Consider the following 13,786-nt stretch of genomic DNA (forward strand, 5'->3'; position numbering starts at 1 on the left):
GATTCTGAGTCATCAGTGAGCGCTCTTCTGCTGATCAGTGAGCCGCTCGAGGCTCACCGGCACGCAGGGTGGAGGGATGCAGCGCCTGGGCAGTCTCCACCACTTCGATCAGTGCCGGGTTGGTGTCATCGCGGCGCCAGATCAGCCGTACCGGCAATGGTGCCGGTGCTTCTGTCAGCTCGCGGAACACCACACCGGGAGCGTGGATATGCCGCTGGACGCTGGACTGAGTCAGCGCCACACCGAAGCCGGAGGCCACCAGGACCATCGACGTCGCCGAGTCCGGTGCGATCTGAGTGATCCGCGGAACGAAACCAGCCTGAGCCGCCAACACGTGAAGACGCTGCGGCAGAGCCGCGCCGGGGCCGGAAGGCAGCACGATCCAGGAATCACGGGCCAGCTCCTTCATCCCGACCCGCGCATGGCGGGCCAGCCGGTGGCCCTCCGGCATGGCCAGGACCAGATCCTCCTGGGTGATGACCATGGAGGCGACGTCGGCAGGGAGCACATCCCAGCGGCCCAGGGCGATGTCCAGAGAACCTTCGAGCACTTGCCCCAGGCTGGTGTGCGAGAGCATCGAGGAGACCAGCTCGAGCCGCAGCCCGGGCAGCCGCCGTCGCAGCTCACGGGCCAGCAGCCCGACGACGTGGTTGGTCGACGGCCCGGCGAATCCGAGCCGCACCCGTCCGGTGCGGCCCGCCGAGGCCGCAGAGACGATCTCTGCGGAGCGGTCCACCAGCGCCACGATCTCCTGGGCGTGGGGCAACAGCGCCTCCCCCGCGGGGGTCAGCGAGACCGCGCGTGTGGTGCGTTCGACCAGCTGGGCTCCCAGGGCGCGCTCCAGCTGGGCCAGCGAGCGGCTCAGCGCCGACTGTGTCAGGCGCAGCCGCTGGGCCGCCCGGCCGAAATGCAGCTCTTCGGCCACTGCGATGAATACGCGCGCCTGCTGCACCTCCATCCAACCATCGTATCTTCCGAGAAAGGACAGCTGAGCTGATGACCACCCCGTTTGCGCCTGAGGCATCCGGCCCGTTGGCCGACGTCGTCGTCCTCGACCTCTCCCGTGTACTGGCAGGCCCGTATGCCACCATGCTGCTGGCCGATATGGGAGCCACTGTGATCAAGGTGGAGTCCCCGGCTGGGGATGAGACCCGGACCTGGCGACCTCCGGAGACCGACGGGGAATCGACGTATTTTCAGGCGATCAACCGGAATAAGCGCTCGATCGCCCTGGATCTGGGAGATGACCAGGACCGGGCTGTGGTCGATCGACTGTTGACCCGGGCCGATGTGCTGGTGGAGAACTTCCGGCCCGGTGGGCTGGCCCAGTTCGGGCTGGACTACGAGTCTCTGGCCGCGGAGCACCCGCACCTGATCTACGCCTCACTCTCCGGGTTCGGTCACGAGGGGCCGGGCGCGAACCTGCCGGGCTATGACGTGTTGGTCCAGGGGGCATCCGGGCTGATGCACGTCACCGGGGATGCTGAGTCTGATCCTATGAAGGCTGGTGTCGCCGTCTGCGATGTCATCGCCGGGCTGCATCTCTACGGTGCGATCCTCGCAGCGCTGCACGAGCGCAGCCGTTCCGGCACCGGTCAGCATGTGCAGGCGAATCTGCTCTCCTCCATGCTCTCCGGACTGGTGAACCAGACCTCGGCGGCAGCGAACACCGGAAGCTCGCCGCAGCGGATGGGGAACGAGCATCCGAGCCTGTTCCCCTATGGCCCCTTCCCCACCGCCGACGGACAGATCATCATCGCCTGCGGCAACGATCGCCAGTTCTCCCGGCTGTGCGGAGCGCTGGATGCCCAGGAGGCAGCCCAGGACGCGCGATGGTCGTCGATGAGTGGGCGCAATGCTGAACGGGTGCCGCTGCGGGCGCTGCTGGAAGAGCGGCTCAGCGCCGCCGGGACGTCCGAGTGGCTGGAGCGGCTCCGGCAGGCCGGGGTCCCCTGCGCTCCGGTCAACGATGTGGTGGAGAGCCTGGACTATGCGGAATCGCTGGGACTCCAGGCTCGGGCGGCGATCCCCCGCGCCGATGGGACGACGTCGACCTCGGCTGCGCACCCGGTGAGCTGGTCCCGCTCGCAGATCACCTATCAGGCGGCCCCGCCCCGGCTGGACGAGCACCGTGAAGAGATCATGGAGTGGCTGGCGACTGAGTGACGGGTCGTTCCGTGGCCCGGTGGCCCGGCTCAGGTGGCGTCGACGTCGAAGGGCGCCGGCGGCACCCCGGCGTGGTCGATCAGCTCAGATTCCTCTGTGACGGAGCGGCCGGTCACGCCCAGTGAGGCGGCCCCGGCCAGCCCGGCGGCGACTGCCCCTGAGGCCGCTGCCCCACTCGAGCCACCACCGAACAGCGCGCGAGGGTCGGATGACCCGGCGGCTGGGCTCGTGGCGGTCTCAGGCGGCATAGCGGTGTCATGCGGCGTAGCGGTGGAAGGCCCCAGGCCGGATGCCCGGGGGTGAGACTCCCTGGCGCTGGCCGAGCCGCCGCGTGAGGATCCGGTGCCCCACGAGGCGGAGCGCCGGACCGACCCAACAGCGCGCTGGGTCTCCTCGTAGTCCTCGGCGAGTGCCTCGCGGATGATGCGTCGTGGGTCGTACTGGCGGGGGTCGTACTGGCGCCAGTTGACGTCGTCGAAGTCTGTGCCGGTCTCTTCCTTGAACCGGACCCGGGCGTCTTGGGCGAGGACGCGCAGCTGACGCACCCAGTGGGCAAGTTTCTTGGCATAGTCAGGCAGGCGCTCAGGCCCCAGGATGAGCAGGGCCAGCACCACGAGGATGATCAGCTGATAACCGTTGATGCCCACGGCACAAATCTACCGCCTCGACTCACCGGCACAGCAATCCCGGGGGTTGGCGCTCAGCTCCCGGGATTGCCGCCTCACGGCAGCCGGGTGAACAGCTTGGAGAAGCCTTCCTGGATCCGGTCCACTCCGGAGGGGGCGTCGGGAGTGCCGGTGACCCGGGCGCGGTCGGAGAGCATCACCCAGGAGGTGATGGGGCGCGCTTCGGAGGGGTCGGCGTCGGAGGTGATCAGGTACTGCACGTCGTCGTCGCCGGCGACTGCTGACCAGGTGGACTCGCCCGGTACGTGGTGCATCTGTGCGGATTCCCCGCCGACGAGGACCATCGGGTCCGTGCCGGCCGAGGTCTGCGGTGGGGGCTGTTCGTCGAGGAGACGGCCGGTTTCGAGTCGATCGCGGGCCGAGGGCAGCTGCGCCTGGGGGTCTTCGGGTCGGGATTCTGCGACCACCAGGCGGCGGTCACCCTGGGTGAACTGCACGGTGACGGTGCGCACCCCCTCGGTCACATCAGTGCGGGCGCTCTCGGGGGTGAAGCCGAAGCCGTCCTGTCCCAGTTGGGCGACGTTCCACCCCAGCGGGGCGAGGTCTTCGAGCTCGTCGAGGGGAATCTGACCGTCGCTGCTGCTCGGTTCGTCCAGAAGGTCCTCGGCCGAGGCGGGAGCCACGGCACGGCCTCCGATGATCCATGCCGTGATCAGCACGGCCATCAGTCCGAGCACTGCAGTCAGAAGAGAGAGGACGACGAAGCGCCCGGAGCGTGGTGCCCGGGTCGCGGCGGGGATGGCAACCCGTGGTTCGCTGGCACGTTCTCGTGCCGCGGGTCCCCCGGAAGCCAGTACTCTCCTGGATGACATCACTGTCCATTGTGGACGCTCCAGCTTGCCGATGCCTGAACGATACCCGGCGATAGGATGGGACACCTGCGCGCCGTCGCTGCTGTCCGGCTCGGCGCGTGAGACCTGTGACTGCCCGTGAAGAGAGGACGGACCCGCCGATGGCCTCGCCCCAGACCGTCAAACGCGCCAGTTGGGCCTATGCCGAGCAGCACCGCGGTGATGACCCGGTGCTGGCCGCTGCTCGGCAGCGCGCCGCAGAGCTGGGCGTCTCGGCGGTCAGCGGCGGAACAGCGGCGGCGCTGACCACGCTGGCCGCGGCAGCCGGGGCGCGGACTCTGGTGGAAGTGGGCACGGGGGCGGGGATCTCGGGGGTGTCCCTGCTGCGCGGTGCCGCCGCGGATGCGGTGCTGACCAGTATCGACGTCGATGCCGACCGACTTCACGCGGCCCGGACGGCCTTCCGCGACGGTGGCTTCCCTGCTGGGCGCACCCGTCTGATCACCGGGCGAGCTGAAGAGGTGCTGCCCAGGATGAGCCCGGGCGGCTATGACCTGGTCCTGCTCGACGGCGATCCGCGTGATGTGGTGGACAATGCCCGGCACGCGCTGCGGATGCTGCGTGACGGGGGGATGCTGATCGTCGTCGATGCGCTGGCAGACGACACTGTGCCCCGCCCCGCAGTGCGGGACGGGGCAACAGTGCAGATGCGTCGGGTGGAGCAGATGCTCCTTGAGGACGAGCACCTGGTGACCTCGATGCTGGGCACCGGGACCGGGCTGCTCGTCGCGGTCACTCGCCGACGGCGTCGATGAGGCACTGCCTCAGTGCCTGAGCCTCGTCATCGTTGATCTCGAGAACCAGGCGGCCTCCTCCGTCGATGGGAACCCGCATGATCAGGCTGCGGCCCTCCTGCGCGACTTCCATCGGTCCGTCGCCGGTGCGCGGTTTCATTGCGGCCATCGAGTGTTCCCTCCTGGTGTTGCACGGATCTCGGGACTGAGGTCCCGCTCACCCCATTATCCCGTACTCAGCGGGGTTGTCATCCCGGAGCCGTTCAGCGCTGCGGGTCAGGGGCTTCAGTGGTCGGTGAAGTGCGCCAGCGCGGCGTCGACCTCCTCCATCCGGTATCCGCGCAGGACCACGACGAACCGGGCGTCTGCCACCCGTGCGGCGAGCTGCTGCTGAGCCTGGGGGCCGGGCCGATCCTGGTGGTGGCGCAGCAGGTCGATGATCTCCTCGATGAGCACGTCGACCTCCTCACGGCTGTAGCCCCGGAACGCTGTGGTGAAGCGCAGCTGGGTCAGCTGTTCGGCAGTGGGCCAAGCCCCAGTGGCTGGCTGGTTGGCGGCGCTGAGGCCGCGCGGCAGCGGGATCTCGTCGACAGTGCCGGAGGAGGCACCGCGTCCGGTGAACAGGACCACCAGCATCAGGACCACCAGGACGGCGGCGAGGACGTAGAGCCACTCCATCACAGCCTCCCATGAGCCTCAGGCTGAGGCTCTTCACTGGCGAAACCGTTGCTCTCCAGCACGCCGGCGGCGGCGAGCAGCCGGGGGATCATCTGCCCGGAGCCACCTCGGACGGCGTAGTCCATGTACTCAGTGAGTTCGGTGTCCTCCGGATTGACCTCCACCAATGGGGTGCCGCGTTCCAGGGCGAGCAGCGGCAGGGACGCTGCCGGCTGGACGATGCCGGAGGTGCCGACGACGAGCACGAGATCCGCGGTGCGCACAGACTCGGCAGCGGCTTCGAAGGCATCCATGGGGAGCATCTCACCGAACCAGACCACCCCTGGACGCAGCCGTCCGGTGCCACATGCGGTGCAGGTCGGGGGCTCTTCGGGGTTCTGCGGGGGTACTGAGCCGTCGTATTCGGGGCGGGGCAGGGTGGCTTCGGCGCCGCAGTCGAGGCAGCGATGGGCGGCGATGGCGCCGTGGAGGTGACCGAGCACCTCAGAGCCGGCACGCTCGTGAAGGTCATCGACGTTCTGCGTGGAGATGCTGAGCCGACCGGAACCTGCGGCCAGGTGCTGCTGCCATGCCGCCAATGCACGGTGCCCCGGGTTGGGTTCGACGGCTTCGATGAGAGCTTGGCGCCAGCGGTACCAGGTCCACACCAGCGCCGGGTCCGCTTCGTAGGCCTCCACGGTGGCGAGGTCTTGGGCGGAGAACCGCTCCCAGAGCCCGGTCTGCACTTCACGGAATGTGGGCACCCCCGATTCGGCGGAGATCCCCGCCCCTGAGAGCACAGCCACGTACCGGGCCTCGGCGATGAGATCCAGCAGTTCCCGGGGCAGCTGATCGGCGTCGCTGATTCTGCGCATGGGTCCACCGTAGTCCGAGACGCCCCGCTGGCGTCAGGGGTGGGTCTATGATCGTCAGTACCGGCACCGCGCTCAGGTGAAGCGAGCAGAGTCGGTGCCGGAAAACACTTCTTAGGGGGCTATATGAGTCAGCAGCCGCAGTATCCCGACGCCGGGCCTCCCGCTCCGTTGAGCACCGGTGAGGAGCAGGGGTGGGGTGTGGCCATGCATTTGGGCGGAGTGTTCCTCTCCTGGCTGGTACCGCTGGTGCTGTGGCTGGTGTTCCGCCAGCGCAGCCGCATGCTCGATGATCACGGCAAGGAAGCGTTGAACTTCCAGATCACCCTGTTCATCGCCTACGTGGTCGGTATGATCACGACGTTCATCCTCATCGGATTCCTCATCTTGTTCCTGGCCTGGCTGCTGTCGATCATCTTCTCGATCATGGCCGCCGTCGCCGCCTACGACCGCAGGCCGTTCCGGTACCCGATCAGCATCCGATTCATCAGCTGACCGCAGCTCATGATTTCCGGTTGTAGTCCGGACTCCCATCATTTCCCCATGTCAGAGCGTTATACCTAGGCATTTTGCACCGTATTTACAGCATGAGCGCCCATCGTCTGGTCCATCAACCCGGCCACTGCCTCCCTGGTTACGTCTTCTGCGGTGCTCCACAAGTGGGCATAGGTGTTCAAAGTGACCGAGGCTGACTTGTGGCCGAGCTGCTTCTGAACCGTTACCACGTCAGTCCCGGCAGCGATGAGCCCACTGGCGAAGTAGTGGCGGAGATCGTGGAGCCTGAACCGCACCAGGCCGAGCCCGTCGAGCATCTTCCGCCACTGGTAGCCCACTACGTTGTGACCGGGCGGTTGACCACCACTCCCCCAGAACAGCCAGTCGCCATTGGTGCCCATCTCGATATGCGCAGCCAGGATTTCCAGCAAGGCATCAGGGACGTAGACAGTGCGATGCGAGGCGTACTTGGGAGACTTCACCAGCACCCCGCCGTCCCTATCATCTCGACCCGCCTGCCGCTCAACGCGCAACTGCCGCTGGAGGAATCGCACGTCCTCAACCTTCAACCCGGCCGCCTCCCCCGCCCGCAGTCCGGCGAAGGCGCAGACGGCCCAGAGCGCCCGATAGTGAGGCTCCGACCCCTCCAGGATCTGCCCCACCTGCTGTGGGGTCGGGATGTGCATCTGACCTGTCCCCAGCCTCGGCAGGGGGACTCCGTCCAACGGACTCCGTACTAGGTGCCGTTCCCTCACCGCCCCTGACAGGACGGACTTCACACAACGGACGTAGGTGCGGATCGTCCCCGGTGCCAGAGAGTCCGCCATCTCCCGGACCCACTTCTCCGCGTGCGCTGTCCTGAGCTTGGAGAACGGCACGTCCGCGAACGAACAGCTCCGCATGGCCACGTCGTAGTTCCGATACGTCCCCGGCTCCCAGACCTGCCGCTGGCGATACTCCGCGTAGAACTCCGCGGGGGTCACCTTCCCAGCCGAGGAGCTGATGTGAGTCCCCGACTGAACCTCATACTCGACGCGCCGTTTGAAGTCTCTGGCCGCGTTGAAGTTCCGAAACGTCTCAGTCTGAGACCGCCCCTCCTGGTCTCGGTAGACCACCTGGTACGAGGTGACCTTCTTGCCCTCACGCTTCCTGATCGAGGCCATGGTCAGTCCTCATCGTCCGGAGTCGCCGCTCGATTTCAGCGCGTTCCCGTGCTCGCTCATTCCGGTGGGTCACGTCCATGTACTCAAGTCGAGGTCGGTGAGTTTTCCAGACTTCACGCAGGTCTGCAGCGAGTTCGCCTGCCATCGTCGATGAGTGTTGCCCCTCGAACTCAATCCTCGATATAACGGTTTCCAATGGGTAGCGACGCCGCAACTCCAACTTAGCTCTGGACATTAGGCGTGCGTAATCCGACGAGCTAGTGGCCCCCGAGGCGACCAAATCGTCCATCCTCTCTTCCAAACTGCGCCCGGTAAGGAACAGACTGCTTAAAGCGCTACTCATCGATTCAGATGCGTCATTGAACTCTTCCAGTTCCCTGCGGAAGTCCTTCAGGTCCGAAGGTTCCACTAAGTCATCCGTGGACATCCTCCAACTGCGCCCAAGGATGTTCAGCAGTTCGTACGCCTCCACCAAGCGCAGAGGACGTCCTCCCTCAGCGCCACCATTCTCGACGGCCCACACCGTGCGCTGGGACCACTTGAATCCCGCTTCTCGCATCGCGTCCGCAACTTCTTGCTGGTTCATGCCCGCTCTAGCTCGCAGTGCCTTGATGTTCTCCGCAACCCGAGCGTCCGGGGACTCGCTGCTCTCCTCTGTCTCACTCATGCCACGAGCATACGAAGAATCCGCGTGTATCGGAAGTTGCGCGACGATGTTCGAGCATTTACGATGAAAGCACGTCACTGTAACCGAGTACGACGCATTTTCGACATAGGAGGAGCCTTGAGGCGCGAAACAGGCGGAAAACCCCCGACTGACCCACTGATGACCACCGAGGAGGCCGCCGAGTACCTACGGACCACCCCGAGCACAATGCGCTACTGGCACAGCCTGGGGAAAGGGCCGCGGTCAGTGAAGCTCGGAGTCCGGCGACTCTACAAGCTAAGCGACTGCGAGGAGTTCGTGGAGGACGCCTATGCCAAGCAGAACGAGGTCAGCGCATGAAGCTACGACCCACCCACACGAAAAAGCGGCCCGGAGTCTCCCGCCAAGAAGCTCTCCGGACCGCTCACACCGAAACCCACCAACAGGAAGGTTCCGTCATGACACAGTCTACCGAAGCCACCGCCGAGAACGATGTGAACGCGGCCATCAACGATCTGATCAGCGCGGCCACCGGCCTCAGCCTCTACGAACAGCAGTGGTACCTGCGCAACAGCACCCAGCTCTCCTCGGAGAGGGCCTGGGGACGACTGGCGCGGGGCCACGACTGGACCATGGCGGATCTCATCGATCTGGCCATCACCTGGAACGTCACCACTGGTTGGCTGGCCACCGCCATCGAAGCAGTCGCCACAGGTTCTGACCCCGAGGCCGTCGTCGCTGAGTACGGACTGGACCGCCGGAGCTACATCACCGAGGCGGGTGGTCAGTGATGAGCAACGCTCACCCCACCTGGTGCACAAAGCATGATTGCCACTTCCCGGAGAGCGGTGCGCACCATAGGACCCACAATCGTCAGGGCTTGGTGCACCGGGCCGGCGTCGGTGACCTGCGGAAGATCGCCGACTACCTCATCTCCGAGGCCGACGAGATGGACGCCTGGAGGCAGGCCGAGATCGCCCGGAGGGATCAGGAGGCAGAGTGAGCGCAGACGGCACCAAGTTCTCCTGGCTGGGAACGCTCGACGGCGTACCGCGTGAGCACCTATCCCTGGCAGAACGGGCCGTCCTGATGGAGTACTGGCGAGCATCCAGCGGCGACCTCAGTAGCATCTACATCGGTCCTGCTGAGGTCGCTCGCAGGCTCTGCATGGACGCCCGCTATGTCAGGCGAGTCCGGGACGAGCTGACCCGGAAGGGATGGCTGGTCCTGGTGGCCCGAGGGGGCATCCACAACGGTCGGAGGTTCGCCAATAACTACCGCCTGGGGGAAGCACCGACTACGGGTACTGACTACCCCCCGGGTACTGAGAGCCCTACGGGTACTGAGTCCCCGACTACGGGTAGTGAGTACCCGGAGACCCAGGGTACTGAGTACCCGCCCATCAGTCCCTCTACCAGTCCCAATTCACCAAGTGGCTATGACGAGGAAGTGGAAGAAGGGAATGACGAAGAAGTCGATCGTGAGACCGGAGAGATCCTCTCATCTCCTCTTCCCTCAATCTCCGACTCACCGGACTGGCAGCCGGCTGACCCTTACGAGCGACTGCAATCACTTCGGCCTCAGGCTCCGGCCTGGGCACGACGGGAGGCATCATGACTCATCTTCATACTCACGAACACCTCAACGCCTCCGGGGAGCCTGAGGAGCGACTGCCCGATGAGGTGCCGAGGGATGATCTCGATCATCTCCGGGGCAACCGGGTGAAGCACCAGGAGGAGCGGAGATGAAACCGTGTCTGCGCTGCGGGGAGCTCTCTGGTGGTTCCTACTGCGAGGTCCATGCCCCCGTGGTCCGCCGGGAGCAGCGGCCGGCGAAGAAGTACACCCGGCAGGAGCGTGGCTATGACTCTCGGTGGGATCGGCTCTCCCGGAAGGCGCGCCGACTGCAGCCGTGGTGCATTGACTGCGGAGCCGTGAGCGACCTCCAGGCTGACCACACCCCGGAGGCGTGGGAACGTCACCGCCGGCGGCTGGCGATCCGACTCCAGGACATCGACGTGGTCTGCGGAGCGTGCAACCGGGCTCGAGGTCAGGCCAGACCTGGGGGGATGGGGTCGCCGAGGTCGAAGGAAGCGCCCGGGGCAGAAGGCACAGGAACTATCACACATAATTATGCAGACGGTAGAATAAATATGCAGGAGGGCGGTGAACGATGAAGGCTGGGCCTAAGAGCAGGGTTGATGACTCTGCGCTGCCGTTCCGTCCCAGAGTGTCTGGTGCGGCCCGGTTCGCTAAGTTCTGCGAGAAGTTCGTCAACGTCCCCAAGGGCAAGGGTGCGGGGCACCGGCTGCGGCTGAGGCCCTGGCAGGTCGATCTGGTGGCCAGCGTGCTGGACGCTGAGCCGTGGCCGACGACGGCTGGCTGGATGCTGCCGCGTGGTCAGGGGAAGTCGTCGCTGGTGGCCGCTCTGGGCCTCTACGACCTGCTGCTGGGCCAGGAGGGCGCTTCGGTGGTGGTGGCCGCGGTGGATGAGCGGCAGGCGAAGATCGTATTCAATGCTGCGTCCCGGATGGTGGAGCTGGAGGAGGAGCTGGCCACCCGGGTGCAGGTGTATAAGGACCGGCTGGTGGTCCCGGCCCGGGGCGCGTCGTTCCAGGTGCTGCCGGCCTCACCGAAGGCGTTGGAGGGGTTGGACCCGACGCTGGCCATCGTGGATGAGGTCGGGGTCGTCAACCGGGATGTCTGGGAGGTCATCGCCCTGGCTCAGGGTAAGCGTGAGCAGTCCACCATGATCGGCATCGGCACCCCTGGCCCGGACCCGCACGACAGCGTGTTGACGGACCTGCGGGACTACCACCGGGCGCACCCGGAGGACACCACCCTGGTGTTCCGGGAGTTCTCTGCAGCCGGATTCACCGACCACCCGGTGGACTGCGAGCACTGCTGGGAGCTGGCGAACCCCGCCCTGGGTGATTTCCTCAACCGGGAGACCATCCGGGCTCTGCTGCCTCCCAAGACCCGGGAATCGACGTTCCGGCGGGCCAGGCTGTGCCAGTTCGTCACCGAGACCTCCGGGGCGTTCCTGCCCGAGGGCCGGTGGGAGGAGCTGAACACCGGCGAGGAGATCGGCCCCGGCGAGGATGTGATCCTGGCCCTGGACGGGTCGTTCAACTCGGACTCGACCGCGGTGCTGGTCGCCCGGGTGGCGATGGAACCGCACTTCGACGTGGTGGGCCTGTGGGAGCCCGGTGGGGATGAGTCCTACCGGGTGCCTGTGGAGGAGGTCGAGGACACCATCCGGGCGGCCTGCCGGCAATGGAACGTCCTGGAGGTCACCGCGGACCCGTTCCGGTGGACCCGCAGCCTGCAGCTGCTCGAACGCGAGGGCATCATCGTCTCCGAATTCCCCTGGTCCCATGCCCGCATCACCCCGGCGACCACGGACTTCTACAACGCCTGTGTCAACGGGGCGGTGTCTCATTCCGGGGATGAACGGCTGGCCCGACACATCGGTAACGCCGTGGTCAACGAATCCGATCGGGGGGTGCGGCTGGACAAGTCCCGGCGCGGATCCACCAAACACATCGACCTGGCCGCCGCAGCCGTGATGGGCCATTCACGGGCGCAATGGCGGGCGATGAAGAAGAACAAGAAACGTAGAGCAAGGAGCTTTAAACGATGACCACCACCCTATTGCAGAGCATGGTTCAAGAGATCGACGGCCGCGCCCACCGACTGTCCAACTTGGACAGTTACTACGCCGGGGAGACGCCCCTGAGCTTCATGAGTCCCGAAGCCCGAGAAGCGCTGTCCAACCGGCTGACCCGGATGTCGGCGAACTACTGCCGTCTGGCGGTGACCTCGATCGCGGAGCGGCTGCGGGTCACCGGGTTCACCCGCGACGGAGCACACGACCCTGCCCTGTGGGAGACCTGGGCCGCCAACGACTTGGATCAGCTCTCAGCGACCCTGCACCGGGAGGCGCTGATCCTCGGCTCGGCGTTCGTCATCGTCTGGGCCGATGAGACCGGCCGGCCGGTGATCTCGGTGGAGTCGGCTCACCAGATGATCGCCCGGCGTGACCCCGGCACCCGGACCATCACCGCCGCGGTAAAGAAGTGGGCGACTCCCACCGGCACCGAGGCCGTGGTCTACGAGCCGGAGAAGATCACCCGGTACACGTCCACGTCTCACGGGGCGACCGCGGCCTCACAGTTCACCGCCGCCGAGACCGTGACCAACCCCCTCGGAGTGGTCCCCGCGGTGGAGTTCCGCAACTCCGACCGGCTGCTGGAACCCGGAGTCTCCGAGCTGCGCGACATCATCCCGCTGCAGGACAGCCTGAACAAGCTGCTGGCCGACCTGATGGTCGGCAGTGAGAACTACGCCCGCCCGCGCCGCTGGGCCACCGGCATCGAGCTGGAGGAGGACGACGACGGAGAGGTCACCAACCCCTACCCGGAGGGTGATCGGATGCTGATCTCCGAGGCCCCGGACTCCAAATTCGGGCAGCTGCCGGCCTCCGACCTGGCGAGCTACGAGACCGCGATCCGGTCCATCGTCGCCCAGATCATGGCGGTCTCTAGCTTGCCTGCCCACTATGTGGGTGTGACCGGGAATCAGCCGCCCAGCGCGGACGGGCTCCGGGCCGCTGAGGCTTCCCTGACCGCCCGGTGCGAGGCACGTCAGGCCACGTTCGGTCGGGCCTGGGAGAAGGTCATGGCCCTGGCACATGCGGTGGCCACCGGCACCGACCCCGCCACAGCGGACGTGGGCATCGTGTGGGCCGACCCGGCCACCCGCTCCGCCGCTCAGGAGGCCGACGCGGTGGTCAAGCTCTACACCGCGGGCCTGCTGCCTGCCACGTCTGCCCTGGAGCGGTTGGGCTACTCGGAGGACCAGATCACCCGGATCCGGGCCGAGAGGCGCGGTGAAGCCCTTGACAGGGTCGGTACGGAGATCGGGCAGGTGATCTCGTGAAGCTCTACGAGGACATCGTGGACCGGCTCGGTGCCCAGGCCTCGGCCTCCCTGCTCGGCCTCAACAGCCTCATGGAGGCCGGGACCATCACCCGGGAGGAGTTCATCGACACCGCCGCCACGGTGGTGGACGTGGCCCGACAGCGCGGCACCGCCGCCGGGGAAGCCTATTTCAGGGCCTACGTCGAGCAGGCCACCGGCCGGCCCTACGCCCTGGCCGCGACCCTGCCGGAATCACAGGCCGACCGGCTCTCCACGGCCCTGGCGACCATCCTCACCGCCTCACAGGACACCCCCATGCAGTTGGACCGATTGGCCACTGCGGAGCCTATGGAGGCCGCCTCCGATGGATTCCAGCAGGCCATGCAGAAGGAGCGACGAGTCACCGGATGGACACGCGGCCTCGACACCGGAGCCTGCCAACTCTGCACCTGGTGGTGGAGAGAGGGCCGGGTCTTCCAGCCCACACACCGCATGCCCAGGCACACCGGCTGCCGATGCCACCCCGTACCCCAGATCAATGTTCTCAGTGTGAACTATCAGACCAAATCCCAGGCACAGCGCCTGGCCCGATGAA

Annotated in this window: 18 protein-coding genes; 10 read left to right on the top strand and 8 right to left on the bottom strand. The window is 66.3% G+C overall.

Annotated features, from left to right (window positions below; all coding sequences use genetic code 11):
• Positions 1 to 34: 34 nt before the first annotated feature.
• Complete coding sequence (locus RIL96_RS01210) at positions 35 to 958, bottom strand: LysR family transcriptional regulator (RefSeq protein ID WP_310547169.1); 924 nt, start codon at positions 956 to 958, stop codon at positions 35 to 37.
• Between the two features lie 38 nt (positions 959 to 996).
• Between RIL96_RS01210 and RIL96_RS01215 the strand changes: the two genes are divergently transcribed.
• Positions 997 to 2,166 (top strand): CaiB/BaiF CoA transferase family protein, encoded by a 1,170-nt coding sequence (locus RIL96_RS01215; protein WP_310547170.1) that lies wholly within the window; start codon positions 997 to 999, stop codon positions 2,164 to 2,166.
• A 29-nt stretch (positions 2,167 to 2,195) separates the two neighbouring features.
• Here the strand turns inward: RIL96_RS01215 and RIL96_RS01220 are convergent, their stop codons facing one another.
• Positions 2,196 to 2,813 (bottom strand): twin-arginine translocase TatA/TatE family subunit, encoded by a 618-nt coding sequence (locus RIL96_RS01220; protein ID WP_310547171.1) that lies wholly within the window; start codon positions 2,811 to 2,813, stop codon positions 2,196 to 2,198.
• 74 nt (positions 2,814 to 2,887) lie between these two features.
• Positions 2,888 to 3,664: a hypothetical protein gene (locus tag RIL96_RS01225; RefSeq protein ID WP_310547172.1), complete on the bottom strand. Its 777-nt coding sequence runs from the start codon at positions 3,662 to 3,664 to the stop codon at positions 2,888 to 2,890.
• A gap of 140 nt (positions 3,665 to 3,804) precedes the next feature.
• On the opposite strand from RIL96_RS01225, the gene RIL96_RS01230 reads away from it, so the two are divergent.
• Entirely contained in the window at positions 3,805 to 4,458 is a 654-nt protein-coding gene (locus RIL96_RS01230) for an O-methyltransferase (protein ID WP_310547173.1), read from the top strand.
• Here RIL96_RS01230 and RIL96_RS01235 read toward each other — a convergent pair.
• From RIL96_RS01235 to RIL96_RS01245, 3 genes are all read right to left on the bottom strand, one after another.
• On the bottom strand, positions 4,436 to 4,606 hold the full coding sequence (locus tag RIL96_RS01235; protein WP_310547174.1) for a DUF3117 domain-containing protein: 171 nt from the start codon (positions 4,604 to 4,606) through the stop codon (positions 4,436 to 4,438). The genes RIL96_RS01230 and RIL96_RS01235 overlap by 23 nt on opposite strands.
• A 116-nt stretch (positions 4,607 to 4,722) precedes the next feature.
• Positions 4,723 to 5,115, bottom strand: a complete 393-nt coding sequence (locus tag RIL96_RS01240; RefSeq protein ID WP_310547175.1) for a DivIVA domain-containing protein — start codon at positions 5,113 to 5,115, stop codon at positions 4,723 to 4,725.
• Positions 5,115 to 5,969 carry an SIR2 family NAD-dependent protein deacylase gene (locus RIL96_RS01245; protein WP_310547176.1) on the bottom strand — a complete coding sequence of 285 codons (855 nt, stop codon included), beginning with the start codon at positions 5,967 to 5,969 and terminating at the stop codon, positions 5,115 to 5,117. Before RIL96_RS01245 ends, RIL96_RS01240 begins: the two co-directional genes overlap by 1 nt.
• 123 nt (positions 5,970 to 6,092) lie before the next feature.
• Between RIL96_RS01245 and RIL96_RS01250 the strand changes: the two genes are divergently transcribed.
• Positions 6,093 to 6,461, top strand: coding sequence for a DUF4870 domain-containing protein (locus RIL96_RS01250; RefSeq protein ID WP_310547177.1), 369 nt, complete (start codon positions 6,093 to 6,095; stop codon positions 6,459 to 6,461).
• Positions 6,462 to 6,526: 65 nt separating this feature from the next.
• Here the strand turns inward: RIL96_RS01250 and RIL96_RS01255 are convergent, their stop codons facing one another.
• Together RIL96_RS01255 and RIL96_RS01260 are read right to left on the bottom strand one after the other, a co-directional pair.
• A complete protein-coding gene (locus tag RIL96_RS01255) occupies positions 6,527 to 7,624 on the bottom strand; it encodes a tyrosine-type recombinase/integrase (RefSeq protein WP_310547178.1) in 1,098 nt (365 codons plus the stop codon).
• Positions 7,602 to 8,291 (bottom strand): helix-turn-helix transcriptional regulator, encoded by a 690-nt coding sequence (locus RIL96_RS01260; protein ID WP_310547179.1) that lies wholly within the window; start codon positions 8,289 to 8,291, stop codon positions 7,602 to 7,604. Before RIL96_RS01260 ends, RIL96_RS01255 begins: the two co-directional genes overlap by 23 nt.
• A gap of 159 nt (positions 8,292 to 8,450) precedes the next feature.
• On the opposite strand from RIL96_RS01260, the gene RIL96_RS01265 reads away from it, so the two are divergent.
• The 7 genes from RIL96_RS01265 (at position 8,451) to RIL96_RS01295 (ending at position 13,785) form a co-directional block, all read left to right on the top strand.
• Positions 8,451 to 8,630 carry a helix-turn-helix transcriptional regulator gene (locus RIL96_RS01265; RefSeq protein WP_310547180.1) on the top strand — a complete coding sequence of 60 codons (180 nt, stop codon included), beginning with the start codon at positions 8,451 to 8,453 and terminating at the stop codon, positions 8,628 to 8,630.
• A 98-nt stretch (positions 8,631 to 8,728) separates the two neighbouring features.
• The gene (locus RIL96_RS01270) at positions 8,729 to 9,061 is read left to right on the top strand and encodes a hypothetical protein (protein ID WP_310547181.1); all 333 of its coding nucleotides are present in this window, start codon (positions 8,729 to 8,731) and stop codon (positions 9,059 to 9,061) included.
• An 89-nt stretch (positions 9,062 to 9,150) separates the two neighbouring features.
• Entirely contained in the window at positions 9,151 to 9,273 is a 123-nt protein-coding gene (locus tag RIL96_RS01275; RefSeq protein WP_310547182.1) for a hypothetical protein, read from the top strand.
• A 610-nt stretch (positions 9,274 to 9,883) separates the two neighbouring features.
• Positions 9,884 to 10,018, top strand: a complete 135-nt coding sequence (locus RIL96_RS01280; RefSeq protein WP_310547183.1) for a hypothetical protein — start codon at positions 9,884 to 9,886, stop codon at positions 10,016 to 10,018.
• Between the two features lie 424 nt (positions 10,019 to 10,442).
• Entirely contained in the window at positions 10,443 to 11,912 is a 1,470-nt protein-coding gene (locus tag RIL96_RS01285; protein WP_310547184.1) for a terminase large subunit domain-containing protein, read from the top strand.
• Positions 11,909 to 13,210 carry a phage portal protein gene (locus RIL96_RS01290; RefSeq protein WP_310547185.1) on the top strand — a complete coding sequence of 434 codons (1,302 nt, stop codon included), beginning with the start codon at positions 11,909 to 11,911 and terminating at the stop codon, positions 13,208 to 13,210. Before RIL96_RS01285 ends, RIL96_RS01290 begins: the two co-directional genes overlap by 4 nt.
• Positions 13,207 to 13,785, top strand: a complete 579-nt coding sequence (locus RIL96_RS01295) for a hypothetical protein (protein ID WP_310547186.1) — start codon at positions 13,207 to 13,209, stop codon at positions 13,783 to 13,785. Before RIL96_RS01290 ends, RIL96_RS01295 begins: the two co-directional genes overlap by 4 nt.
• Position 13,786: the final 1 nt, after the last annotated feature.

Origin of the sequence: Nesterenkonia aerolata (genome assembly GCF_031470965.1) — a bacterium.
In the GTDB taxonomy this organism is placed as follows: domain Bacteria; phylum Actinomycetota; class Actinomycetes; order Actinomycetales; family Micrococcaceae; genus Nesterenkonia; species Nesterenkonia aerolata.